This is a genomic window from Plantactinospora soyae (genome assembly GCF_014874095.1).
GTDB classification, from domain to species: domain Bacteria; phylum Actinomycetota; class Actinomycetes; order Mycobacteriales; family Micromonosporaceae; genus Plantactinospora; species Plantactinospora soyae.
The window spans coordinates 3,006,216-3,030,807 of sequence record NZ_JADBEB010000001.1 but is presented as its reverse complement, the minus strand read 5'-3'; the positions used below and the strand labels follow the sequence as shown (position 1 = coordinate 3,030,807).

Below are 24,592 nucleotides of genomic sequence, written 5' to 3'. Positions count from 1 at the left end.
CCATCTGCCAGCCTGGACCGCCAACTGCCGGACCGGAATCGAGGAAGTCGGCGGAGAATCGCACGCCGTGCCAGAATCGGCCCGTGACGCGACCGTCAATCTTCGAGTTCGCCGGTGGCGAGCCGGCGTTCCTCGCGCTCGCGGTCGCGCACCATCAACGCTGCCTGCAAGATCCGGTGCTGAACCATCCGTTCTCGCATCCCGGGCATCCCGAGCATGAGCAGCGGCTCGCCAGCTACTGGGCCGAGGTCTTCGGCGGGCCCGCCCGCTACTCCCAGTCGTACGGCGATCACTCCGCGATGGTGCACATCCATGCCGGCCAGGGGATGGAGGAGGACCTGGGCGAACGCTTCGTCCGGTGTTTCCTGCTGGCCGTCGACGACGCCGGGCTCCCCGAGGACCCGGAGTTCCGGGCCAGCCTGGCGGCGTACATGCGCTGGGCCGTACGCGACGTCCTCACCTACTCCCCCGCCGGCAGCCGGGTGCCGACCGGACTGCCGGTGCCCCGATGGTCGTGGGACGGCCCCCAGGACGACACCCCGGCCTGACGACAAACTCCACCAACGTCCGGCGACGACCGTCTCAGGTATTCGGTGCCGGATGGTGTCCGGAACCGGGCCACGGCCCCGACGTCTCCGGTGAACGGCACCGCGTAGGTGCCGGCGGAGAGGAGCTTTTCGTGAAATACATGATCATGTTGACCGGCTCGCAGCGGGACTACGACGCGATAGGCGGGAAGGGCAGCGATGACTCGCCGGCCTGGGCGCCGGAGGACATGGCGGCACTGCACGAGTTCATGGCGGCCTGGAACAACGAGTTGGTGGAGTCGGGGGAGTTCGTCGACGCCCGGGGGCTGAGCGCACCGGTGCACACCCGGCGGATCCAACTCTCCGACGGCGTACCGGTGGTGACCGACGGGCCGTACCCGGAGACCCAGGAGGTGCTGGCCGGCTACACGATCGTCGAGTGCGCCAGCTTCGACCGGGCGACCGAGATCGCGGCGAAGCTGGCGAAGACGCCGCATCCGGAGAACGCGACGCTGACCAACGAGTGGTACGTGGACGTGCGCCCGATCGCCGAGGGCATCGACGACCTGTAAGGGCTGTTCCGTGCCGGAAGACGACGTCGAGGACCTGTTGCGCCGGTTGGCGCCGCAGGTCCTCGGCGCGCTGGTCCGCCGGTACGGGCACTTCGACACCGCCGAGGACGCGGTGCAGGAGGCGCTGCTCGCCGCCGCCACCGGATGGCCGACGGACGGCGTACCGGACAGTCCACGCGGCTGGTTGATCACGGTCGCCGCACGCCGGCTGACCGACCTGCTCCGCAGCGAGCAGACCCGGCGGCGCCGCGAGGACACCGTCGCCCGGTGGACGCTGCCCGACCAGTGGCTGGCGCCCGCCGCCGACCACCCGCCGTCGGCCTCCGACGACACCCTGATCCTGCTCTTCCTCTGCTGCCACCCCGCGCTGTCGCCGGCCTCGCAGATCGCGTTGACCCTGCGCGCGGTCGGCGGCCTGACCACCACGGAGATCGCCCGCGCGTTCCTGGTGCCGGAGGCGACCATGACCCGGAGGATCAGCCGGGCCAAGCAGCGGATCAGGGACAGCGGCATCCCCTTCGGGATGCCGCCGGCTCCGGAGCGCACCGAGCGGCTCGGCGCCGTACTGCACGCGCTCTACCTGATCTTCAACGAGGGGTACGTCAGCACGTCCGGCCCGACCCTCTACCGCACGGAACTCTCCGTCGAGGCGATCCGGCTGGCCCGGCTGGTGCACCGGCTGCTGCCGGAGGACGCCGAGGTGACCGGGCTGCTGGCGCTGATGCTGCTCACCGACGCCCGGCGGCCGGCGCGTACCGGGCCGGACGGGGAGCTGGTGCCAATGGCCGAGCAGGACCGGAGCCGCTGGAACGCCGGACACATCGCCGAGGGGGTGGCCCTGGTCGGCGAGGCGCTGCCCCGGGGGCCGACCGGCCCGTACCAGATCCAGGCGGCGATCGCCGCGCTGCACGACGAGGCGCCCAGCACCGAGGCGACCGACTGGCCGCAGATCGTGGCCCTGTACGAGCTGCTGATGCGGATTTCCGCCAACCCGATGGTGGCGCTGAACCACGCCGTCGCGGTCGCCATGGCAGCCGGGCCGACCGCCGGACTCGACCTGCTGACCAAGCTCGGATCCGACGACCGGATCGCCGAGGACCACCGGATGTACGCGGTCCGCGCGCACCTGCTGGAGCTGGCCGGCGACCCGGCGGCGGCCCGGACGGCGTACGCGGCGGCGGCCCGGCGTACGACCAGCCTGCCGCAGCAGCGTTACCTGAACAGCCGAGCCGCCCAGCTCGACGACGACCGCTGAGGCGGATTCAGTCGGCGTTCGACCACGAGCGGCTGGACAGGACGAGCCGGTAGCCGTCCGGATCCTCGACCGTGACCCCCCAACGGTCCCAGTACGGCCCCTGGGACACCCGACGCCCGCCGGCCTGTTCGAGGCGGGTCACCAGCGTGTCGTCGACCGGGCCGGAGAGGTAGAGCACCAGCAGGTCCTCGGCGGTCGGTGTCGGCACCTCGTTGAGAGTCGCGCCGCCGACGAGTTCCAGATGCCAGCCCGCCTCCGGCCAGCCGAGCATCAGCAGGTCGTGCTCGCCCGGGCCGCCGGCCGTGGCGCGGTAGAGCAGCGTCAGCCCCAGCCCGTCCAGGTAGAAGCGTTCCGCCGCCGCAAGATCACGACTGGGTCGGGCAATTCGCAGCTGGGCCTTCGGGTCGATCATCGGAGTCGACTCCTTCCTGTCGGGCGATTTCCTGTCGGGCGATCAGCCTGCGACCTGAACCCCGCTTCAGGTCAAGTCGCCCCCGTCCCGACCCCGGCGATGGATCTGACCTGCGTGACAGCGCACGCCCGTCGGGTCGAATGTGTCGGGGTCCGACGACTCTCCGTCCCACGGCGGGCGGGAGTTTCCACTTGGCGCCGCCCGATCCGGTATTCTCGATCCTCGGGTCGAGAGGCGCTGCAACGGGCGAAGATGCCCGCCACGCTCGATCTGGCTGTTCGTTCCAGACGCAAGGGCGCCTCCGTTCATCAGCGGAGGTGGCCATGGATACGTCTTCCAGTCGGGTCGACGATCGCCCGTCGCGCATCCGAGCGTTCCGGGAGCTGCTGGACCAGCGCGTCGCCGTGCTGGACGGGGCCTGGGGCACGATGTTGCAGGGTGCCGGGCTCACCCCGGCCGACTACCGGGGCGAGCTGCTGCCGGACCACTCGCACGACGTGACCGGCGACCCGGATCTGCTCAACCTGACCCGGCCCGACGTCATCCTCGACGTACACCGGCGCTACCTGGCGGCCGGCGCGGACATCACCACGACGAACACCTTCACCGCGACGAGCATCGCGCAGGCGGACTACGGCCTCGAACCGCTGGTCCGGGAGATGAACCTGCGCGGCGCCCAACTGGCCCGGCAGGCCGCCGACGAGCTGGGCGGCCGGTTCGTCGCCGGCTCGGTCGGCCCGCTGAACGTGACCCTCTCGCTCTCGCCCCGGGTGGAGGACCCGGCGTACCGGAGGGTGTCGTTCGACCAGGTCCGCGACACGTACGCCGAGCAGATCCGGGCCCTCGCCGAGGGCGGGGTCGACCTGCTGCTGATCGAAACGATCTTCGACACGCTGAACGCGAAGGCCGCGATCGCCGCCGCCCGCGAGGTCGCACCCGAGCTGCCGTTGTGGATCTCCGTGACCATCGTCGACCTGAGCGGCCGGACGCTGTCCGGGCAGACCGTCGAGGCGTTCTGGAGTTCGATCGAGCACGCCGAGCCGCTGGTGGTCGGGGTCAACTGCGCGCTCGGCGCCACCGAGGTGCGCCCGCACGTCGCCGACCTCGCCCGGCTCGCCAACACCTACGTCGCCTGCCATCCCAACGCCGGGCTGCCGAACGCCTTCGGCGGCTACGACCAGCAGCCCGAGGAGACCAGCCGGCTGCTCCGCGAGTTCGTCGACGACGGCATGGTCAACATCGTCGGCGGCTGCTGCGGCACCAGCCCCGAGCACATCGCGCAGATCGCGACCGCCGTCGCCGGAAAGCCGATCCGCCCGGTGCCGGCGCCGCCGGTCCAGACCCGGTTCAGCGGGCTGGAGCCCTTCGTGATCGGCCCGGACACCGGCTTCGTGATGATCGGCGAGCGGACCAACGTCACCGGCTCGGCCCGGTTCCGCCGGCTGATCGAGGCCGGCGACCACCAGGGCGCGGTCGACGTCGCCCTGGAGCAGGTACGCGGCGGCGCCAACATCCTCGACGTCAACATGGACGCCGACCTGCTCGACAGCGAGCGGGCGATGACCACCTTCCTGAACCTGATCGCGACCGAGCCGGAGGTCGCCCGGATCCCCGTCATGGTCGACAGCTCCCGGTGGAGCGTGCTGGAGGCCGGACTCCGCTGCGTACAGGGCAAGGGCGTGGTCAACTCGATCAGCCTCAAGGAGGGCGAGGAGTCGTTCCTCGCCCAGGCCCGCCGGATCCGGGACTACGGCGCCGGCGCCGTCGTGATGGCCTTCGACGAACTCGGCCAGGCCGACACCGTCGAGCGCAAGGTCTCGATCTGCGCCCGCGCGTACGACCTGCTCACCCAGCAGGCCGGGTTCGCCGCCGAGGACATCATCTTTGACCCGAACGTCCTCGCCGTCGCCACCGGCATCTCCGAACACAACGGGTACGCGAAGGCGTTCATCGACGCGCTGCCGCTGATCAAGGAGCGCTGCCCCGGGGCCAGGACCAGCGGCGGCATCTCCAACCTGTCGTTCTCCTTCCGGGGCAACGACGTGGTCCGCGAGGCGATGCACTCGGCGTTCCTGTTCCACGCCGTACGGGCCGGGCTGGACATGGGCATCGTCAACGCCGGTCAGCTCGCCGTCTACCAGGACATCCCCGCCGACCTGCTCGAACTCGTCGAGGACGTGATCTTCGACCGGCGTGCCGACGCCACCGACCGGCTGGTCACCTTCGCCTCGACGGTCAGCGGCTCCGGCACCAAGCGCGTCGTGGACCTCTCCTGGCGCGAGGGGCCGGTGCAGGAACGCCTGTCGTACGCGCTCGTGCACGGCATCGTCGACTTCATCGAGGACGACACCGAGGAGGCCCGGAAGCAGGCGATCCGCCCCCTCGACGTGATCGAGGGACCGCTGATGGACGGGATGAAGACCGTCGGCGACCTCTTCGGCGCCGGCAAGATGTTCCTGCCGCAGGTGGTGAAGAGCGCCCGGGTGATGAAGCGCTCCGTCGCCTACCTGGAGCCGTACATGGAGGCGGAGAAGGAGCAGGCCCGGCTGGAGGGCCGGCTCGACTCCGGGCGGGGCCAGGGCAAGGTGGTGATGGCGACCGTCAAGGGCGACGTACACGACATCGGCAAGAACATCGTGGGGGTCGTGCTCGGCTGCAACAACTACGAGGTCATCGACCTCGGCGTGATGGTGCCCGCCGCCCGCATCCTCGACACCGCCGTGGCCGAGGGCGCGGACGCGATCGGACTCTCCGGGCTGATCACCCCGTCCCTGGACGAGATGGTCGCGGTAGCCGCCGAGATGAAGCGGCGCGGAATGAAACTGCCGCTGCTGGTCGGCGGTGCCACCACCTCCCGCCAGCACACGGCGGTGCGGATCGCCCCGGCGTACGACGCCAGCACGGTGCACGTGCTGGACGCGTCCCGGGTGGTCGGGGTGGTGTCCGACCTGCTGAACCCGGAGCGGGCGGCGGAACTCGACGTCCGCAACCGGGCCGAGCAGCAGCGGCTCCGGGAGCAGCACGAGGGCCGGGAACGGGTTCCCCTGCTCACCCTCGGCCGGGCCCGGGACAACCGGGAGCCGGTCCCGTACGACGAGTTGCCGGTACCCGTGTTCACCGGCGCACGCGTCGTCCGGCCGGAGTTGACCGCGCTACGGCCAATGATCGACTGGCAGTTCCTCTTCCTCGCCTGGGAGCTGAAGGGCAAGTTCCCGGCGATCCTCGACCAACCGGTGGCCCGGGAGCTCTACGACGACGCGAACGCCCTGCTCGACGAGATCATCGCGGCCAACTCGTTGCGGGCCGTCGGCGCGTACGGCTTCTGGCCGGCCCACGGCGAGGGCGACGACATCGTGCTCACCGCCGGGTCGGACGGGTCGGCGGAGCAGCGCTTCCCGATGCTGCGCCAGCAGACGGCGAAGCCGGCCGGCCGGCCGAACCGGTGCCTCGCGGACTATCTCGCCCCGGCCGGGGACCACCTCGGTGGCTTCGCGGTGGCCATCCACGGTGCCGAAGAACTCGCCGCCGGCTTCGAGGCGCAGCACGACGACTACCGGGCGATCATGGTGAAGGCCCTGGCCGACCGGCTCGCCGAGGCGTTCGCCGAGCACATCCACCTCCAGGCCCGGCGGGACTGGTACGAGCCGGACGCCGATCCCGCGATCGAGGACCTGCACGCCGAGCGGTTCCGGGGCATCCGTCCCGCGCTCGGCTACCCGGCCAGCCCCGACCACAGCCTCAAGCAGCGGTTGTTCGACCTCCTCGACGCCGAGCGGATCGGGATGGGCCTCACGGAGTCGTACGCGATGACTCCCGCGGCCAGCGTCAGCGGCCTGCTCTTCGCCAGCCCGGCGTCCCGGTACTTCACGGTCGGCCGGCTCGGCCGGGACCAGGTCGAGGACTACGCGCAGCGGCGCGGCCTGCCCCTTGCCGAGGTCGAGCGGTGGCTCCGCCCCAACCTCGGCTACGAACCCGGACGCTGACCCCGGCGTACCGGCCCGGTCCCGGGCCGGTACGCCCGCCCGCCTCCGCACGGCACGTGCTCTCCGCCACACGTCATCTGCACTCGCCGCAGGTCACTGGCGCTTTTCCGCAGGTCACCTTTCCGGCCGCCCAGCCCCGTCCGTCCAAGGGGCGCGTTGTCCACCTATTTGTGACCGCCGATCCATCGCTGCGCTCACTACGCTGGCGGATGGCGGGGCGAAGAGGAGGCGACGCCGTGGAACTCCGTGGTCCGATGTCCTGGCGGATGAGTATTCGCCGGTGGGAGTACCTGGTCGATTGTGCACTGTGGATCCGGGCGGCCGAGCGGATAGAGGTGCCTCCGCACCACCTGGTGCCCGGACCGTTGGACCTCGACGAGTTGCCGACCTCGACCGCGCCGGGCGGAGTGCCCGGGACCGAGTGGCTCGGCTGGTGGCTGTCGCTCGTCGAGACCCGTCGGCAGATTCCGCGCCCGGAGGTGACGCTGGAGCCGGCCGACGACACTCCGGACCCGCTCGGCCTGGCGCCGTGGCCGACGCTGCGCCGGATCGTCGCGGGGCGCTGGCCGGAGGCGCACGAATGGCACCTGAACCGGCAACGCGACGGCCTCGCCCGACACGGACCGGTGTCGCGGGCGACCGGCGAGATCGCCCACCAGGTCGAACGGTCCCTCAACCGGTCCCTCCGCCCGTTCAGCGTCGAGTTCATCCTCCTGCCGGTACGCGACGAGGTGATCCGCCGGGTCGACCACGAGCGCTACCTGGTGCCGGAGCGGGTGTACGACAGCGCACGGTGGACGGTCTGGCTCCGCGACCTGGTGTTGCGGATCGGCTGACGCCGGGCCGGTGAACGGCGGGGACCTGACCGCCCAGCGCCGGAGCGGAGCGATAATCCGGCGAGCGGGTAGGGTGTGCCGCCGTGGCGAATCTCTGGAGAGGCGTGACGGCGACGGTGAGCCGGATAGCTCGGCGTACCCCCGCTAGCGCTCCCACCCCCGGTCCCATCCCCGCCCAGGTCGCGCGGCGACGTCAGATCGCGACCCTGCAACGTCGGCAACTGGCCTACGCACCCGAACTCGACGGACAGGCCGATCCCGGCGAGATCGTCTGGACCTGGGTGCCGTACGAGGACGATCCCCGCCAGGGCAAGGACCGGCCCGTACTCGTGGTGGGACGGGTCAGCAGGACCCTGTTCGGCCTGATGCTCTCCAGCAAGAGCGACCGGAACGGCCAGCGGCACTGGTTCGCGCTCGGCCCCGGCGAATGGGACCGGGACAACCGGCCGAGCTGGGTCCGGCTCGACCGGGTGCTCACGATGCGGGAGGACAGCATCCGGCGGGAGGGCGCGGTGCTGGACCGGGCCCGCTTCGACCGGGTGGGACAGGCACTGCGCACCGGCTACGGCTGGCGCTGAGCGTTCCACAGCTGGCGCTGACGCGTTAGGAAGGGCCCCTTCCTATACAGAAAACGATAAGAAGGGGCCCTTCCTTACACCGCTACGGCTTTACGTAGCTGTTGTAGAAGACCGGCGTGCCGAACTGGTCGGAGATGAGCAGGCCGCCCACCTTGGCGCCGGTCACCAGGAAGGTGTTGTCCTGGTAGATCGGCACGACCGGGACGTACTTCTCCATGATCGTCTGGTCGAGCTTGGCCCACTCCGGTCCCGCCTCGCCGGCCGGCAGGTTGCTCACCCGGTCGATCTCGGCGTTCACGTCGTCGGCGTTGAAGTACGAGACGTTGGAGTTGCCCTTCGGGCCGAGCTTGCGGCCGTCCCACAACACCGGAACGGTCGACACCGCGCTCGGCCAGTCCGCCGCCCAGTTCGACAGGTAGATGTCGTACGGGTTGCCCCGGGTCCGGGCGGCCGGGTTGTGCGCCGGCTGGTCGACGTACTGCACGGTGACGTCGAAGCCCGCCTTCTCCAGGCTCTGTTCGACGATCGGCGCGGTCTGCTGGCCGAAGGCGCTGTTCCGGGACATGAAGACCAGCTTCGGCTTCTGGCCAGCGAGCAGTTCCTTGGCCTTCTCCGGGTTGCCGGTCGGGCCGCCGTCGTACGGGTTGGGATAGTTGGTCTGGCCGATCGTGGTGTCGGCGAGCAGGGTGTGGGTCACCTTGCCGGACGCGTCGCCGCCCTGGGTGGCGAGCAGGCCCTGCTTGTCGATGGCGTACGCGATCGCCTGGCGGACCTTGACGTCCTTGATCCGCTCGTTGTTGATGCTCAGGTACCAGACCGACGGGGCCGTCTTGCGCAGCACCCGCTCACCCAGGGACGTGTCGCCGAGCACCTGGTTGACCAGCGCCTGCGGCACCTCGTCCCAGGCCACCGCCGCCGAGTCCGCACCCTGGCCGGCGAGCGCCCGCTCGGTGGCGGCCTGGTCGTTGGGGCCGATCTCGACCTCGATGCTGTCCGGGTAGTTGTGCCGCAGCGGGTCGGTCTTCGGGTCCCAGTTCGGGTTCCGCTCCAGGACGAAGCGGGTGTCCTTGACGTACTCCTTGACCTTGTACGGGCCGGAGGAGACCACCGCCCGGTCGTACTCGGTCTTGGTGTCCTTGGCCTTCGGCACCGGTACCGAGGTCGGCAGCGAGAGCGCGAACGGCAGGTCGCAGTGCGGCTTGGCGAAGCTGAAGACCAGGGTCCGGTCGTCCTTGAGCGTCAGCCCGGGAACGGTGTCGGTTCCCGAGGTGTACGGGCCCTTGTAGGTCGAGTTGTAGGTCGAGTTGTCGGCCAGCCACTCCTGGATGTACGTCGGCCCGCCGTCGATGCTCTCCTCGAACGACCGGGCGATCCCGTACGCCACGTCGGCCGCCTTGATCGGCGTACCGTCCTCGAACTTGACGCCGTCCTTGAGCCGGTATTCCCAGGTCTTGCAGTCCTTGTTGACGTCCTTGCCGGCGTCCTCGGCGAGGTCGCCGACGAGCAGCACCTTCCCGTTGCCGTCCTCCTTGAAGACGGTCAGGGTACGCAGGAACATCTGCTGGATCGACATGCCGAAGAAGGTGTAGGTGCGCTGCGGGTCCAGGTGTTCGAAGTCCTCCTCCTGGATCACCTTCAGGGTGCCGCCGGACTTCGCTCCGGCCACCTCCGCCGCCGGTCCCTGCGAGTCCTTCGGGTCGGTCGCGATCGAACTGGTGAACTGTTTGCCGCCGCCGTTGTCGGAGTCGCCGGTGTCGCCGGTGTTCTCCGAGCAGGCGGTCAGGGCGGTGGACGCGAGTACGAGCGCGGCGCTCGTCGCGGCCACCGCGAGCCTGGGTCGCATAGGAATTCCTCCTGGTCTCGTTCTCGCGGGTCGGATCAACATTGAGCTGTTGAAGGAAATATTCACGCAAGTGGGCATGAAGGTAAGTTTCATAGCAGTAACGATGGGACAACGTTTCCGTACGGCGCCCCGGACGAGGTCCCAGATCGGGTCTTCGTCGCCGCCCGCCTCATCCGAGCCGGACCCGGGGGTCGACCACCGCGTACAGCAGGTCCACCAGGACGTTGGCCGCGACGACGAAGACCGCCGCGAGCAGCACCGTCGCCATCACGATCGGCATGTCCAGGTTCAGCGCCGCGTTCAACGCCGTCCGGCCGAGCCCGGTGAACCCGAAGACCGTCTCGGTGATCACCGTGCCGCCCAGGTAGGCGCCCAGGTCCAACCCCGCGATCGTGATGATCGGGGTGATGGCGGCCCGGAGCGCGTGTCGGCCGTACACCTTGATCTTGGATAGGCCCTTGGCCCGCGCGGTCCGGACGAAGTCCTCGGAGAGCGTCTCCAGCATCTGCGCCCGCGCCAGCCGGGCGTAGGTCGCCGAGTTGAGGAAGCCCAGCGCGAACCAGGGCAGGATCATCGCCGACGCCCAGGCCAACGGATTCTCGGTGAGCGGGGTGTAGCGCGGATAGCTCAACAGGCCGGTCTCGTAGACCAGACCGATCAGCAGCAGCGGCCCGAAGAGCAGGATCGGCATCGAGGCGCCGACCAGCGAGGTGCCGACCGCGACCTTGTCGAAGACGGTGCCGCGGCGCAGCGCCGAGACCATCCCGATGGACAGGCCCAGCACCAGCCAGACGACGGCCGCGCCGAAGACGATGCTCAGGGTCACCGGCAGGGTACGCCCGACGATCCCGCTGACCGGCTCGTCGTTGCGGAACGAGAAGCCCAGGCACGGCGCCGGACAGTCCCGGGCCGCCTCGCCGCTGCCGATGGTCCGGCCGACGAAGATGCCCCGCATGAAGTCGCCGTACTGGGTGACGATCGGCCGGTCCAGCCCCATCCGGCGCTCGATCATCTCGAGCCGCTCCGGGCTACAGACGTTCTTGCTGTCCCCGCACATCAGCTCGGCCGGGTTGTTCGGCACCGCGAAGAACATCCCGAAGGTGATGATGCTGACCGCGACCAGCGTGCTGAGCGCGAGCAGCGTCTTCTTGACCAGGAACCGCAGCACGGACGCCCCCTACCTGCTCGACTTCGGATCGAGCGCGTCGCGCAGCGAGTCGCCGAAGAGGTTGAACGCCAGCACCAGCAGGAAGAGCGTGGTCCCGCCCACGATGGTGAAACTGGGTACGTCCCGCAGGTACCGCACGCTGTCGTTGATCAGCCGACCGAGATCCGGGGTCGGCTCCAGCACCCCGATACCGAGGAACGACAGCGCCGCCTCCGCCGTGATCAGCGCCGGTACGTTCAGCGAGAAGGTCACCAGGATCGGCGCCCAGAGATTGGGCAGGAGCTGCCGGAACAGGATGTGTCCCAGGCCGGCGCCGGAGGCACGGGCCGCCTCGATGAACTCCCGTTCCCGCAGCGAGAGCACCTGCCCCCGGACCAGCCGCGCCGAAATGGTCCAGTTGAACAGGACGAAGATCAGCACCAGTAGCGACGGGCGGAACCAGGGCGACACCTCGTCACGCGGCCCGTAGAACTGGTTCACGGCCAGCGGTACCAGCGCGAAGCAGAAGATGTAGAACGGGAAGGCCAGCGCCAGGTCGATCACCCAACTGATCACGGCGTCGACCCAGCCGCCGACGTACCCGGCCACGATGCCGACCACGACGCCGAGGGCGATGGTCAGGACGGCCGCGACGAACGCGATCATCAACGACGTACGCAGCCCGTAGACGACCTGGATGAAGATGTCCCGGCCGATGCCCGGCTGGATGCCGAACCAGTGCTCGCCGGAGACACCCGCGTAGCCGAGCGGGAAGCCGTTGCGGTCCAGCCGCTCCGGGAACCGCTCCTGCGGACCCTTGCCGTACAGCCGCGCCACCAGCGGAGCCGCCGCCGCCAACAGGATGAAGAAGATCAGCACCCCGCCGCTGACCAGGGCCACCTTGTCTCGACGCAGCCGCAGCCAGGCGAGCTGTCCCGGCGAACGACCGACGAACTCCTTCGCCCCGGTTCCGGGGACGCCGCCGGCCGCGGGTCCACTGCCGACCGCCGCCGCGGTGGCCCCGATCGGCGCCGCCACCTGTTGCTCACTCACGGTGTCTTCTCCGTTCGCGGTCGCGGAGCCCGGATACCCGACTCACTCCGCACGCTCGCCCACGCTCTCCGCACCGAGGTCGCCCTCCTCCGGGAAGTGACAGGCCACCGACCCCGTCCCGGTCAGCCGCGCGGTGAGCGGCGGCTCCTCGGCGGCGCAGACGTCCTGCGCCTTCCAGCAGCGGGTCCGGAACCGGCAGCCGGACGGCGGATCCAGCGGCGTGGGTACGTCGCCGACGAGCCGGATCCGGCCGGCAGGCCCCAGCTTCGTGACGTCCGGTACGGCCGACAGCAACGCCCGGGTGTACGGATGACGCGGCCGTTCGTAGATCTCCGCCCGGTCCCCGATCTCGACGATCTTCCCGAGGTACATCACCGCGATGCGTTGCGAGAAGTGCCGGACCACGGCGAGATCGTGCGCGATGAACACGAACGCCAGCCCCAGCTCCCGTTGCAGGTCGCGGAGCAGGTTGACGACCTGCGCCTGGATCGAGACGTCGAGCGCCGAGACCGGCTCGTCGGCCACGATCAGTTTCGGGCGCAGCGCCAGGGCACGGGCGATTCCGATCCGCTGCCGCTGGCCACCGGAGAACTCGTGCGGGTAGCGGTTGTAGTGCTCGGGATTGAGCCCGACCAGCTCCAGCAGCTCCCGTACCCGTTGCCGCACCCCGCCGGGTGGGGAGATCCCGTTCACCTGCAACGGCATCGCCACGATCCGGCCGACGGTGTGCCGGGGGTTCAACGAGGCGTACGGGTCCTGGAAGATGATCTGCAGGTCCTGGCGCAGGGGTCGCAGTCGCGCACGGCTGGCGTGGCTGATGTCCCGCCCCTCGAAGACGATCCGGCCGTCGGTCGGCTCCAGCAGCCGTACCAGCAGCCGCCCGGTGGTGGTCTTGCCACAACCCGACTCGCCGACCAGCCCCAGCGTCTCCCCCGCCCGGACCTCGAAGTCCAGCCCGTCCACCGCCCGCACCAGACCACGCTGGCGGAAGCCGCCGCGCACCGGGAAGTGCTTGGTCAGCCCGGTCACCGCCAGCAGTGGATCACCGGACGGGCGGGACGGTTCCGCCGGGCGCGGCGCGGTTTCCGACACTTCCACCGTCATCGGGCAACTCCCACCGAGGCGATCTCCTCGGCGTACCGCCGCTGGCGTTCGGCCTCGGACAGATGACAGGCGACCAGGTGACCGGTCTCGCTCACCGGCCGGAGCTCGGGCACCTCGGTCTTCGAGCGGTCGCCGTTCTCGGCGGCGTACCGGCACCGGGGGTGGAACGCGCACCCGGACGGAAGATTGATCAGGCTCGGCGGGTTGCCGGCGATCGGCAACAGGTCCGCGTCCGCGTCGCCGTGCAGCGACGGCACACTGGAGAGCAACCCCCAGGTGTACGGATGCTGCGGCCGGCGCAGCACCTGCTCGACGCTGCCGTGCTCGACGGCCCGCCCGGCGTACATCACCAGTACGTCGTCGGCGACCTGGCTGACCACACCGAGATCGTGCGTGATCAGGACGATCGCCGAGTTGAACTCGGTCTGCAGGTCTGCCAGCAGGTCGAGGATCTGCGCCTGCACGGTGACGTCCAGCGCGGTCGTCGGCTCGTCCGCGACCAGCAGGTCGGGGTCGTTGACCAGCGCCATGGCGATCATCACCCGCTGCCGCATGCCGCCGGAGAACTCGTGCGGGTACTCGTCGACCCGTCGCGCCGGCTGCGGGATGCCGACCCGGTCCAGCATCTCGATCGCCCGGCGCCGCGCCGCGCGCCGACCGACGCCCCGGTGGTGCACCTGGTACGCCTCGGCGATCTGCCGCCCCACCGGATAGTAGGGATGCAGCGCGGAGAGTGGATCCTGGAAGACCATCGCCATGTCCCGGCCGCGCAGTTTGCGGCACTCGGAGTCGGCGAGCCCGACGATCTCCCGCCCGCCGACCTGGATCTCGCCGGTGATCTCCGTACGCCGAGGGTCGTGCAGGCCGAGCACGGCCAGGCTGGTGACGCTCTTTCCCGAGCCCGACTCGCCGACGATGCCGAGGGTGCGCCCCCGCTCGACGGCGAACGAGACCCCGTCGACCGCCCGGACCACGCCGTCCTCGGTCCGGAAGCGCACCCGCAGGTCCTGAACCCGCAGGTACGGGTCGGCCGTCGAGGTCGCGGACGCGGTCGATGCCGTTTCCACCCGTCCTCCTCTCCCTGCCCCGTCACCGGTTTCCGCTGCTCATCCGGCGGATCTGCGCCACCAGGGAGCAGGTGAAGATAACCTACAACAGAGTACGGAGAGTGAAAATAACCTCCAGGTACCGAACTTCGTCGCCCGTCCCCACGCGCCGACCCAGGTCAGCCGGGAGCCCGACCGATCGCCCTATTCAAATGGTTCCGGTCCTCCCCTGTCGACCCCGGCGCCCGACGGGTGGTTGCCCCCACTCCGACGCTCGACAGCCGTCCGGGGTGCAGTTGAGACACGTCCCGTCCTGATGAAATCGGATGACGCGTCGCACCACGTCCAGGATGTCGGCCGGCAACGGGTACTCATCGTGCATGGCGCTGGAGTACGTCGAGACGAACCATCAGTTCGACGCAGGGCGCGTGCCGCTCCACGGAAGCCCACGAGCAGGTCGGATGGTCGTGGCCGGTGACCCAGACCCACAGGTGACCACCGTCCTCCCGAGTCACGCCAGCGTGGACTGCGGTTACCGTCATGTCGCAGTACGCGTTGCAGGACAGGTCGTGAGTGTGGTGCCAGTCCCCGGACCGGAGTCGAAGCAGAGTTCCGGCAGGGAGGTCAGGAATCGGGGGCGGGGAGATGTGCGGCGGCTTCGTCATCGCTTCCGTCCCGGGCACCCTCACCCACCGGCGACCGTCCCATCGGTAGTCCAGCACTCTGTGCTGCCTCGCCCAGATCCAACCTCGTATCCGCGTCAGCATCGTTCCCCTCCTGAAGTCCGCATCGACGACAGCAACAGGATGTAGCCCAGACATCACCGTGTGCGACGACGCCAACGGCGGCAAAGCGGCGGCATTTGGGGCGTCATTCCGGCGACATTGGGGCTACCGTGGAGGCATGACCGCGCCGAACAGTGCCCTTCGGGCTGTCCGACTGGGAATGCGGATGAGCCAGGACGACTTCGCCCGCGCTCTTCAGGAGGCCGGCCGTCGAGCCGGTCACCCCAACGACGCCAACAAACGGCTCGTACAGCGTTGGGAATCAGGCTCTATCGCTGCCCCCCGGCCCGTCTACGCTCGCGCGCTGGAGGTGGTCACCGGGCTACCCGTCGAGTCCCTGGGATTCACCAACGCGCCGTACGCCAGCGTGTCGGCAGATGGTCAGGGCGGACATGATCTCGTCCCGCCGACCGGAGCGCCAGCGGTCCCCGCTGGTGCTCCGGCATCGCAGAGCAGCATGCACCGCAACTATTCAGGGGTGTGGCAGAGCCGGTACGAGTACTTCTCCAGCGGACGGGACGCAGCATTCGTGGGCCAGCACTACGTGGTGGTGTTGCAGCACGGCGACCGGCTGACGGTACGCAGTTTGCCCGACACGGCCAATGGGTCACTCGCCATCGATCTGACCATCGACGGCAGCGTCATTACCGGTACCTGGATAGAGCAGACCGACCCGAGCGGCTACTACCGTGGCGGCCGGTACCACGGGGCGATCCAGATGCTCGTCGAGCCGACCGGACGACGAATGATCGGAAAGTGGGTGGGGTTCGGCAAGGACATGGACATCAACACCGGGCCCTGGGAGTTGGTTTTCCGAGACGCCTCGACCAACAAGGCCACCCTGGACCGGTACAACCGGGTGCCGGACTGAGGCAGCGGCAGCGACGACCGTGACCGCAGCGCTGCTCGCCCAGGAGGGACCCTGGACCGACGCGGAATACCTCGCCCTCGGCGAGACCGGATGTCGCGTCGAACTCTTCGACGGCAGCCTGCACCTGACCCATGCCCCGACCCCTCGGCACCAGTACATCTCGCGCCGGCTGGCCACGACGCTGGATCCGGGGGCGGACGCTGCCGGGCTGCACGTGCTCGAAGCGGTCAACGTGCGGCTGCACTCCGGGCGGATACCGATTCCCGACCTGGTCGTCACCGGCGACATCGACTTCGACGAACTCGTCATCGACGGTGCGGTGGTCCGGCTGGTCTGCGAGATCACCTCGCCGAGCAACGCCGCGACCGACCAGGTGCTCAAGATGCACTACTACGCCACGGCCCGGATCCCGTGGTACCTGCTGGTCGAGCAGGAGAGTGGCACGCTGCGGCTGTATCGCCTCGACGGCTCCCACTACGTCGAACACGCGGTGGCCAAGGTCGGTGACACGCTACGGTTCACCGAGCCGGTGGCGGTGGAAATCCGGCCGGAGAGCCTGCTACCCGGGCGCTGACCCCGACTTCTCGCATAAGGTCATTCCATGATCGGTTGCCGGTACCGGCGATCGGTCACGCCGTGTCGATCCGGTTCCGCCGGTCCGGCCGGCGGCGCAGTGACCACGAGCGCAGCGAGGAGATGCCGATGACCGAGTTCGACGTGGCGACGGCGGCGGTCCAGGCGGCCCTCGACGCCGGAGCCCGGTACGCCGACGCGCGGGTGATGCACCGCCGCTACGAGTCGATGACCGCCCGCAACGGCGAGATCGAGTCCGTCACCCAGGACGAGAGCGCCGGGGTCGGGGTACGGGCGCTGGTCGGCTCGGGCTGGGGCTTCTACGCCGTACCCGATCTGAGCGCCACGGCGGCCCGGACGGCGGGTGAGCGGGCCGCCCGGATCGCCGCAGCCAGTGGCCGGGTCGCCGGCCCCGGCAGCAAGCTCGTGCCGATCCCCGCCAGCACCGGTTCGTGGAGTTCTCCGTGTGCCGTCGACCCGCTCTCGGTACCGCTGTCGGACAAGGGCGACCTGCTGGTCCGGGCCACCCGGACGTCCCAGGAGCACGGCGCCGACCAGGCCGAGGGGTTGTACCAGATCTGGGACACCCGCAAGTGGTTCGTCTCCAGCGAGGGGCACCGGATCGACCAGCACATCCGGGAGTGTGGCGCGGGGATCTCGGCCACGGTGATCGGGGACGGCGAGACCCAGCGGCGTTCCTACCCCAGCTACCGGGGCCAGTACGGCACCCAGGGCTGGGAACTCGTCGACGGGCTCGACCTCACCGCGCACGCCGCCCGGATCGCCGAGGAGGCCCGTGAGCTGGTCACCGCGCCGCTCTGCCCGGCCGGTGAGACCACCCTCATCCTCGGCGGCGAACAGATGGCGCTACAGATCCACGAGTCGGTGGGACACGCGATCGAACTGGACCGCATCCTCGGCTGGGAGGCCGCCTTCGCCGGCACCTCCTGGCTGGACCTGGAGCAGCTCGGCGCGCTGCGGTACGGCTCCGAGCTGATGAACATCACCATCGACCCGACGATTCCGGGGGCGCTGGGCAGCTTCGGCTTCGACGACGAGGGCACCCCGGCAACCCGGCGCGACGCGGTCCGCGAGGGTCGCTGGGTCGGTACGCTGGCCGGCCGCGATTCGGCCGCGATCGCGGGTCTGGACTACGCCGGCAGCGTACGGGCCGACGGCTGGGCCCGGCTGCCGATGGTACGAATGACGAACGTCGGCCTGGAGCCCGGTCCGCACACCCTGGACGAGATGATCGCGGCGACCGACGACGGCGTACTGATGGACCTCAACCGTTCCTGGTCGATCGACGACAAGCGGCTCAACTTCCAGTTCGGCTGCGAGATCGGCTGGGAGATCAAGAACGGCCGACGGGGCCGGATGCTGCGCAACCCGACCTACACCGGAATCGGCCCGCTCTTCTGGCGCTCGATGGACATGCTCTCCTCCGAGACCGTCGCCTGGGGGACGCCGAACTGCGGCAAGGGCCAGCCGGGTCAGATAGGCCACACCGGACATCCGGCCGCCCCGGCCCGGTTCACGGGCGTCCGGGTCGGAGTCCGTGGGTGAGCGCGAGGAGTGAGCCGGCACCGCTGAGCGCGGGGACATCGATGGACGCGAGGGAAGGGAGACGGCGATGACATCCCCACTCGACCTCGCCGGTCAGGTCGTCGAACTGGTCCGACAGGTTGCCGGGTCCGGTGCGGAGGCGGAGGTCGGCACCGAGCGGGCGGACCTGGCGCTGACCCGGTTCGCCAACTCCTTCATCCACCAGAACATGGGCGAGGCCGCCACCTCGGTACGGCTGCGGCTGCACCTCGACGGCCGGACCGCCAGCGGTTCGTCCACGGTGGTCAGCTCGGCGGGACTACGCGACCTCGTCGAACGTACCGTCGAGGCGGCCCGGCACTGCCCGCCCGACCCGGGCTGGCCGGGCCTCACCCCGCCGACCGAACTGAACGGCACCGGCAACTGGGACGAGTCCACCGCCGCGGCCTCCGACGACCAGCGGGCCGAGCGGGTACGGGAGTTCGTCGAGACGGCCGGCGGCCTGGAGGCGGCCGGCTACTGCCGTACCGGCCATCGGGAGGGCGCGTTCGCCAACACCGCCGGGCACGCGGTGACCGGCCGGCACACCGAGGCCGCGATGGACGGGATCGCCCGGTGCGGCGGAGCCGACGGAGTCGCCCGACTCAGCTCGTTCCGGCTCGCGGACCTGGCCGGCGGGGTGCTCGGGGCCCGGGCCTCGGTGAAGGCGCGGGCCGGCGTCGCACCGGTCGAACTGCCCCCCGGGCGCTACGAGGTGGTGCTGGAGCCGACCGCCGTCGCCGACCTCCTACAGAATCTCGCGACGTACGGGTTCAACGGCAAGGCGTACAACGAGCAGAGGTCCTTCGCCGTGCCCGGTGCCGAGCAGTTCGACCGCGCGGTCACCCTGGTGGACGACGCGCTGGCCGGTCCGGCGTTGCCGTTCGACGCCGAGGGCACCGCCCGGGTGCCGGTCGCGCTGGTCGAGCACGGCGTCACCACGTCCGTCGCGCACGACCGGCGAACCGCAGCCGAGGCCGGCGCCGGCGTCACCAGCACCGGACACGCGGTACCGGGCGGCGCCGCGACCGGGGCGGTACCGCTGCATCTCAGGCTGGTACCGGCCCCGTCGCGCAACGGCCTGACCAGGGCGGGCGAGGTCTCCGGTCCGATCGTCGACTCGGACACCGCCGCACTGGTCGCGCAGGTACGTCGGGGACTGCTGGTCACCGACCTCTGGTACACCCGGGTACTCGATCCGAGGAGCCTGGTCGTCACCGGGCTCACCCGCAACGGCGTCTGGCTGATCGAGGACGGCGAGGTCGCGGCGGCCGTACAGAACTTCCGGTTCACCCAGTCCTATCCGCAGGCGCTCGCGCCCGGCGCGGTACTCGGGGTGGGCCGGCACACCGCTCTCCAGTCCCAGACCTTCAGCAACGCGTGGTGGTCGGCGCCGCCACTGCGGTTGGCCTCGTGGAACTTCACCGGTGGCGCCTCCGGCTGAGGCCGGGGACACGCTGATCGTCGGAGGTACCGGTCGTACTGCGGGATGTCCGGACCGCCCGGGTGACACGTCGCGGGGATGCCCCGTTCGCGCGTCGATGCTTGACTGTGTGGTGTGACGGACGACGCGACCACCCACGCCGAGGACGACGCGAGCGCCCCTGCCCGGGGCGGGCCGGGTGATTCCGTACCGCCGGATGCCGCCGGGCAGGCCGGCCGGAGCACCGCCGACGTACCCCCGGGTTCGGGCGGCCAGCCGTCCGCGGCGGCGCGGCGTCCCCTCGACCCGGCCGCCCGACGGCGCCGCTGGCTCGTCGGTGGTGGCATCGCGGGTGCGGCGGTGCTGGTCCTGCTGGTCTGTGGCTGTCTCGGCGCGGCCGCCGCCGGCCTCGGCCGGTTCGCCCGCGAGGCCGACCTCGAACGGACGGCGCAGTCCCGGGCCGAGTCCGCCTGCCGTGACCTGGAGAAACGCCTCAACCGGCTGAATCCGCCCGGCGCGGCTGCCAACCCGGGTCAGCGGGCGGCGGCGATCCGCGACGAGAACGCCGCTGTCCAGCCGTTCCTGTCCGAAATCGAGCGACTACGCGGCTGGTGGAGCGAGGACGAGGACGACGACGACCGTCGCGACGGTCGGGGTGAGTCGTGGCGGGAACTGGTCGACGCCCGGAGCAGCTACGCCGACGCCCTCGACCGGCAGGTGACCAACGGCGACCCGGCGTTCTTCATCGCGCCGCAGGACCACGCCGGCCGTCCGGTGCTGGACCGGCTGGAGCGCGGCCCGGACTCGTGCGGCGCCGCCGCCCGCCGGCTCGCCGCACCCGACCTGTGAACCGCGACTGACCCGGACGCGCGTCCGAAGCAGCCTCTGGGGACAGCGCAGCAGGTGGCGACGTCGGACACCGAGTGACGGTGTCGTCGAGTGAAGTTCTGCACAACCGTGCCCGGATCCCCCGACAGGACTTTCGTAACCGACCAGAAACCCGCGAGACTCCCTTGCGCATGTGCCCGTCAGCGTGCGGCGTAACGTGTGCACCGACGCGGACGCAGGTAGCGCGGCTGCGGGGCTTCCCCTGCCCGCGCGCCCCGCCGGAAACACCATCCGTGCCCGTCAGCCAGACCGGGCCCCGTCAGGGAGACATAGATGACTACGAGGTCGGCCCCACCTATGGCCGGACTGCCGGGGGGCGCGCGTTCACGCGCCGCCATCGCGGCAAAAACCCTGCGTACCGATCGTTGGTGGTTCGCGCCGCTGATCACGGTGGTCGGGCTCGGCGCCTGGATCACCTACGCCACGGTGCGCGTCTTCATGCACGACTTCTACTGGGTCGAGGACTACCACTACCTGACCCCGTTCTACTCACCCTGTGTCACGGAGAGCTGCATCCCGGAGGCCGCGCACTTCGGGCGGGTACTGCCCGGCTGGTGGATCATCCCGGACGCGGCGCTGACCCTGCCGTTCCTGCTGCTGTTCCGGCTCACCTGCTACTACTACCGCAAGGCGTACTACCGGTCGTTCTGGCTCTCGCCGCCGGCCTGCGCCGTGCCGGACGGGCACAAGACGTACAGCGGTGAGACCCGGTTCCCGCTGGTCGGCCAGAACCTGCACCGGTACGCGTTCTACGCCGCCGTGATCATCTCGCTGATCAACACCTGGGACGCGGTCCTCGCCTTCCGCAGCCCCGAGGGCTTCGGCTTCGGGCTGGGCAACCTGGTCCTGCTGGGCAACGTGGTGATGCTCTGGGCGTACACGCTCTCCTGCCACTCGTGCCGACACATCGCCGGTGGCCGGTTGAAGCACTTCTCCAAGCACCCCGTCCGCTACCGGTTCTGGACCGTCGTCTCCAAGCTCAACGTCCGGCACATGCAGCTCGCCTGGATCACCCTGGGCACCCTGGCGCTCACCGACTTCTACGTCATGGCGCTCTCCGCCAACTGGTTCGACGACCTGCGGTTCATCAACTAAAGGGCCTCTGACATGACTACCCGAATCGAACGACACCACTACGACGTCGTCGTCATCGGTGCCGGCGGCGCCGGCCTGCGCGCGGCGATCGAGGCCCGGCTCGCCGGGAAGCGGACCGCGATCATCTCCAAGTCGCTGTTCGGCAAGGCCCACACGGTGATGGCCGAGGGCGGTGCCGCCGCCGCGATGGGGAACGTGAACAGCCGGGACAACTGGCAGGTGCACTTCCGGGACACCATGCGGGGCGGCAAGTTCCTCAACAACTTCCGGATGGCCGAGCTGCACGCCAAGGAGTCGCCACAGCGGATCTGGGAGCTGGAGACGTACGGCGCGCTCTTCGACCGGACCAAGGACGGGAAGATCTCGCAGCGCAACTTCGGTGGGCACGAGTACCCCCGGCTGGCGCACGTCGGTGACCGTACCGGGCTGGAACTGATCCGTACCCTGCAACAGAAGATCGTCTCGTTGCAGCAGGAGGACAAGAAGGAATACGGCGACTACGAGGCCCGGATCAAGGTCTTCGACGAGACCACCATCACCGAGCTGCTGCTCGACGGGGACCGGATCGCCGGGGCGTTCGGCTACTACCGCGAGTCCGGCGAGTTCGTCCTCTTCGAGGCGCCCGCCGTCGTGCTGGCCACCGGCGGCGTCGGCCGCTCGTACAAGGTGACCTCGAACTCCTGGGAGTACACCGGGGACGGGCACGCGCTCGCGCTGCGGGCCGGCGCCACGCTGATCAACATGGAGTTCCTCCAGTTCCACCCGACCGGCATGGTCTGGCCGGTGTCGGTGAAGGGCATCCTGGTCACCGAGTCGGTCCGGGGTGACGGCGGAGTACTGAAGAACTCCGAGGGCAAGCGGTTCATGTTCAACTACGTCCCCGACGTCTTCCGCAAGCAGTACGCGGAGACCGAGGAGGAGGCGGACCGCTGGTACAGCGACCCGGACAACAACCGGCGTCCACCGGAGCTGCTGCCCCGCGACGAGGTCGCCCGGGCCATCAACAGCGAGGTCAAGGCCGGTCGGGGTACGCCGGCCGGCGGCGTCTACCTGGACATCGCCAGCCGACTGCCGGCCGAGGAGGTACGTCGGCGGCTGCCGTCGATGTACCACCAGTTCAAGGAGCTGGCCGACGTCGACATCACCGCCGAGCCGATGGAGGTCGGCCCGACCTGCCACTACGTGATGGGCGGCGTCGAGGTCGACCCGGACAGCGGCGCGGCGCACGGGCACGTGCAGGGGCTGTTCGCCGCTGGTGAGGTCTCCGGCGGCATGCACGGCTCCAACCGGCTCGGCGGGAACTCGCTCTCCGACCTGCTGGTCTTCGGCAAGCGGGCCGGCGAGCACGCGTCGACGTACGCCAGCGGGCTCAGCGCCCGGCCGAAGGTGTCGGCGCCGGACGTCGAGGCCGCGGTGGACCGGGCCCTGGCCCCGCTGGAGCGGGAGGACGGGGAGAACCCGTACACGTTGCAGCAGGACCTCCAGGCGGTGATGGGCGACCTGGTCGGCATCATCCGGCGCAAGGGTGAGCTGGAGGAGTCGCTGGTCAAACTGGCCGACCTGCGCGACCGGGTGACCCGGGTCAGCGCGGCCGGCGGTCGCCGGTACAACCCGGGCTGGCACCTCGCGCTCGACCTGCGCAACATGCTGGTCGTCTCGGAGTGCACCGCGCGGGCCGCCCTGGAGCGCGAGGAGTCCCGGGGTGGGCACACCCGGGAGGACTTCCCGACCATGGCGCCGACGTGGCGCACGGTCAACCTGGTGTGCTCGCTCGACGGCGACAAGGTACGGCTGGAGCACAAGCCGCTGCCGAAGATCCGTGCCGAGCTGATCCAGCTCTTCGACCGCACCGAACTGTCCAAGTACCTGACCGACGAGGAACTGGCGGACTTCGACGCCCTCACCGGGGACGCGCACGCTGAGGAGGCGGCCAAGTAATGGACAAGCCGAACGGTACGGGTGGCACCGGCAAGGCCGGCACGACCCGCAGCTTCAAGGTCTGGCGCGGTGACGAGTCCGGTGGCGAGCTGACCGACTACCAGATCCAGGTCAACGAGGGCGAGGTGGTCCTCGACGTGATCCACCGGCTCCAGGCGACCGAGGCGCCCGACCTGGCCTGCCGGTGGAACTGCAAGGCCGGCAAGTGCGGCTCCTGCTCGATGGAGATCAACGGCATGCCCCGGCTGGGCTGCATGACCCGGATGTCGACGTTCGAGGAGACCGAGACGGTCACCATCACCCCGCTGCGTACCTTCCCGATCATCCGGGACCTGGTCACGGACGTCTCGTTCAACTACGAGAAGGCCCGGGAGACGCCCGCCTTCGCGCCGCCGGCCGACCTCGCCCCCGGCGAGTACCGGATGCAGCAGGTCGACGTCGAGCGGTCGCAGGAGTTCCGGAAGTGCATCGAGTGCTTCCTGTGCCAGAACACCTGTCACGTGGTACGGGACCACGAGGAGAACAAGGAGGCGTTCGCCGGGCCGCGCTACTTCATCCGGGCCGCCGAGCTGGACATGCACCCGCTCGACACCAAGAGCGACCGCAAGGAGTACGCACAGGCGTCGCAGGGCCTCGGCTTCTGCAACATCACCAAGTGCTGCAGCGAGGTCTGCCCGGAGCACATCAAGATCACCGACAACGCGATCATCCCAATGAAGGAACGCGTCGTCGACCGACGGTACGATCCTCTTGTGTGGCTGGGTAGCAAGATCTTCCGACGTGGGCAGAGCGAGGGCGACCAGACCCCGCGCGATCCCGACAATCTCGGCGAGGTGCACTCGGTGGGCGGCGGGTCGCACGACTCCGAGTCCGAGGCCGACGCCGAGCGGGGCGTGCACTGGAACCGGCAGGTTCCGCATCCGACGGCGCCGTCGACGGATTCCCGGGGTCGCCTGCCGATCAGCGAGTTCACCTTCGACCGGGCGGCCGCGCCGTCACCGTTCGGCGACGACGTGACGTTCCCGCTGCCGGCCGACGGACTCAACTACAGCCACCCGGAGCAGAAGGACTGAGCTCCG

The 24,592-nt window shown here is 69.9% G+C and carries 20 protein-coding genes and 1 riboswitch; of the genes, 14 read left to right on the top strand and 6 right to left on the bottom strand.

Annotated features, from left to right (window positions below):
• Positions 1-83 precede the first annotated feature (83 nt).
• The 3 genes from H4W31_RS13565 to H4W31_RS13555 all read left to right on the top strand — a co-directional run bounded on the left by H4W31_RS13565 (position 84) and on the right by H4W31_RS13555 (position 2,354).
• Positions 84-548 (top strand): group II truncated hemoglobin, encoded by a 465-nt coding sequence (locus H4W31_RS13565; RefSeq protein ID WP_192766996.1) that lies wholly within the window; start codon positions 84-86, stop codon positions 546-548.
• Positions 549-688: 140 nt separating this feature from the next.
• Positions 689-1,099 carry a YciI family protein gene (locus H4W31_RS13560; protein ID WP_225946556.1) on the top strand — a complete coding sequence of 137 codons (411 nt, stop codon included), beginning with the start codon at positions 689-691 and terminating at the stop codon, positions 1,097-1,099.
• Positions 1,100-1,109: 10 nt separating this feature from the next.
• Positions 1,110-2,354: an RNA polymerase sigma factor gene (locus tag H4W31_RS13555; RefSeq protein WP_192766994.1), complete on the top strand. Its 1,245-nt coding sequence runs from the start codon at positions 1,110-1,112 to the stop codon at positions 2,352-2,354.
• A gap of 7 nt (positions 2,355-2,361) precedes the next feature.
• On the opposite strand, the gene H4W31_RS13550 is transcribed toward H4W31_RS13555, so the two are convergent.
• Entirely contained in the window at positions 2,362-2,766 is a 405-nt protein-coding gene (locus H4W31_RS13550; protein WP_192766993.1) for a VOC family protein, read from the bottom strand.
• A gap of 223 nt (positions 2,767-2,989) precedes the next feature.
• Positions 2,990-3,074: riboswitch (S-adenosyl-L-homocysteine riboswitch) on the top strand.
• 15 nt (positions 3,075-3,089) lie between these two features.
• On the opposite strand from H4W31_RS13550, the gene metH reads away from it, so the two are divergent.
• From metH to H4W31_RS13535, 3 genes are all read left to right on the top strand, one after another.
• Positions 3,090-6,749 carry a methionine synthase gene (gene metH / locus H4W31_RS13545; RefSeq protein ID WP_192766992.1) on the top strand — a complete coding sequence of 1,220 codons (3,660 nt, stop codon included), beginning with the start codon at positions 3,090-3,092 and terminating at the stop codon, positions 6,747-6,749.
• Positions 6,750-6,985: 236 nt separating this feature from the next.
• A complete protein-coding gene (locus H4W31_RS13540; RefSeq protein ID WP_192766991.1) occupies positions 6,986-7,585 on the top strand; it encodes a hypothetical protein in 600 nt (199 codons plus the stop codon).
• 83 nt (positions 7,586-7,668) lie between these two features.
• Positions 7,669-8,163, top strand: a complete 495-nt coding sequence (locus H4W31_RS13535; RefSeq protein ID WP_192766990.1) for a type II toxin-antitoxin system PemK/MazF family toxin — start codon at positions 7,669-7,671, stop codon at positions 8,161-8,163.
• 82 nt (positions 8,164-8,245) lie between these two features.
• Here the strand turns inward: H4W31_RS13535 and H4W31_RS13530 are convergent, their stop codons facing one another.
• The 5 genes from H4W31_RS13530 to H4W31_RS13510 form a co-directional block, all read right to left on the bottom strand.
• Positions 8,246-10,006: an ABC transporter substrate-binding protein gene (locus H4W31_RS13530; protein ID WP_192766989.1), complete on the bottom strand. Its 1,761-nt coding sequence runs from the start codon at positions 10,004-10,006 to the stop codon at positions 8,246-8,248.
• Positions 10,007-10,175: 169 nt separating this feature from the next.
• The gene (locus H4W31_RS13525; protein WP_192766988.1) at positions 10,176-11,174 is read right to left on the bottom strand and encodes an ABC transporter permease; all 999 of its coding nucleotides are present in this window, start codon (positions 11,172-11,174) and stop codon (positions 10,176-10,178) included.
• A 9-nt stretch (positions 11,175-11,183) separates the two neighbouring features.
• Complete coding sequence (locus H4W31_RS44215; protein ID WP_318783177.1) at positions 11,184-12,206, bottom strand: ABC transporter permease; 1,023 nt, start codon at positions 12,204-12,206, stop codon at positions 11,184-11,186.
• A 42-nt stretch (positions 12,207-12,248) separates the two neighbouring features.
• Positions 12,249-13,310 carry an ABC transporter ATP-binding protein gene (locus H4W31_RS13515; protein ID WP_192766987.1) on the bottom strand — a complete coding sequence of 354 codons (1,062 nt, stop codon included), beginning with the start codon at positions 13,308-13,310 and terminating at the stop codon, positions 12,249-12,251.
• A complete protein-coding gene (locus H4W31_RS13510; protein ID WP_192766986.1) occupies positions 13,307-14,377 on the bottom strand; it encodes an ABC transporter ATP-binding protein in 1,071 nt (356 codons plus the stop codon). Before H4W31_RS13510 ends, H4W31_RS13515 begins: the two co-directional genes overlap by 4 nt.
• Before the next feature lie 882 nt (positions 14,378-15,259).
• Between H4W31_RS13510 and H4W31_RS13505 the strand changes: the two genes are divergently transcribed.
• The 8 genes from H4W31_RS13505 to H4W31_RS13470 all read left to right on the top strand — a co-directional run bounded on the left by H4W31_RS13505 (position 15,260) and on the right by H4W31_RS13470 (position 24,586).
• Positions 15,260-16,012, top strand: coding sequence for a helix-turn-helix domain-containing protein (locus H4W31_RS13505; protein ID WP_192766985.1), 753 nt, complete (start codon positions 15,260-15,262; stop codon positions 16,010-16,012).
• Positions 16,013-16,031: 19 nt separating this feature from the next.
• On the top strand, positions 16,032-16,586 hold the full coding sequence (locus H4W31_RS13500; protein ID WP_192766984.1) for a Uma2 family endonuclease: 555 nt from the start codon (positions 16,032-16,034) through the stop codon (positions 16,584-16,586).
• 128 nt (positions 16,587-16,714) lie between these two features.
• Positions 16,715-18,151, top strand: coding sequence for a TldD/PmbA family protein (locus H4W31_RS13495; RefSeq protein ID WP_192766983.1), 1,437 nt, complete (start codon positions 16,715-16,717; stop codon positions 18,149-18,151).
• 67 nt (positions 18,152-18,218) lie between these two features.
• Complete coding sequence (locus H4W31_RS13490; RefSeq protein ID WP_192766982.1) at positions 18,219-19,613, top strand: TldD/PmbA family protein; 1,395 nt, start codon at positions 18,219-18,221, stop codon at positions 19,611-19,613.
• 114 nt (positions 19,614-19,727) lie between these two features.
• Positions 19,728-20,441, top strand: a complete 714-nt coding sequence (locus H4W31_RS13485; RefSeq protein WP_192766981.1) for a hypothetical protein — start codon at positions 19,728-19,730, stop codon at positions 20,439-20,441.
• Between the two features lie 312 nt (positions 20,442-20,753).
• On the top strand, positions 20,754-21,575 hold the full coding sequence (locus H4W31_RS13480) for a hypothetical protein (protein ID WP_192766980.1): 822 nt from the start codon (positions 20,754-20,756) through the stop codon (positions 21,573-21,575).
• A gap of 12 nt (positions 21,576-21,587) precedes the next feature.
• A complete protein-coding gene (locus H4W31_RS13475; protein ID WP_192766979.1) occupies positions 21,588-23,513 on the top strand; it encodes a fumarate reductase/succinate dehydrogenase flavoprotein subunit in 1,926 nt (641 codons plus the stop codon).
• Positions 23,513-24,586 carry a succinate dehydrogenase/fumarate reductase iron-sulfur subunit gene (locus tag H4W31_RS13470; RefSeq protein ID WP_192766978.1) on the top strand — a complete coding sequence of 358 codons (1,074 nt, stop codon included), beginning with the start codon at positions 23,513-23,515 and terminating at the stop codon, positions 24,584-24,586. Before H4W31_RS13475 ends, H4W31_RS13470 begins: the two co-directional genes overlap by 1 nt.
• The last annotated feature ends 6 nt before the right edge of the window (positions 24,587-24,592 follow it).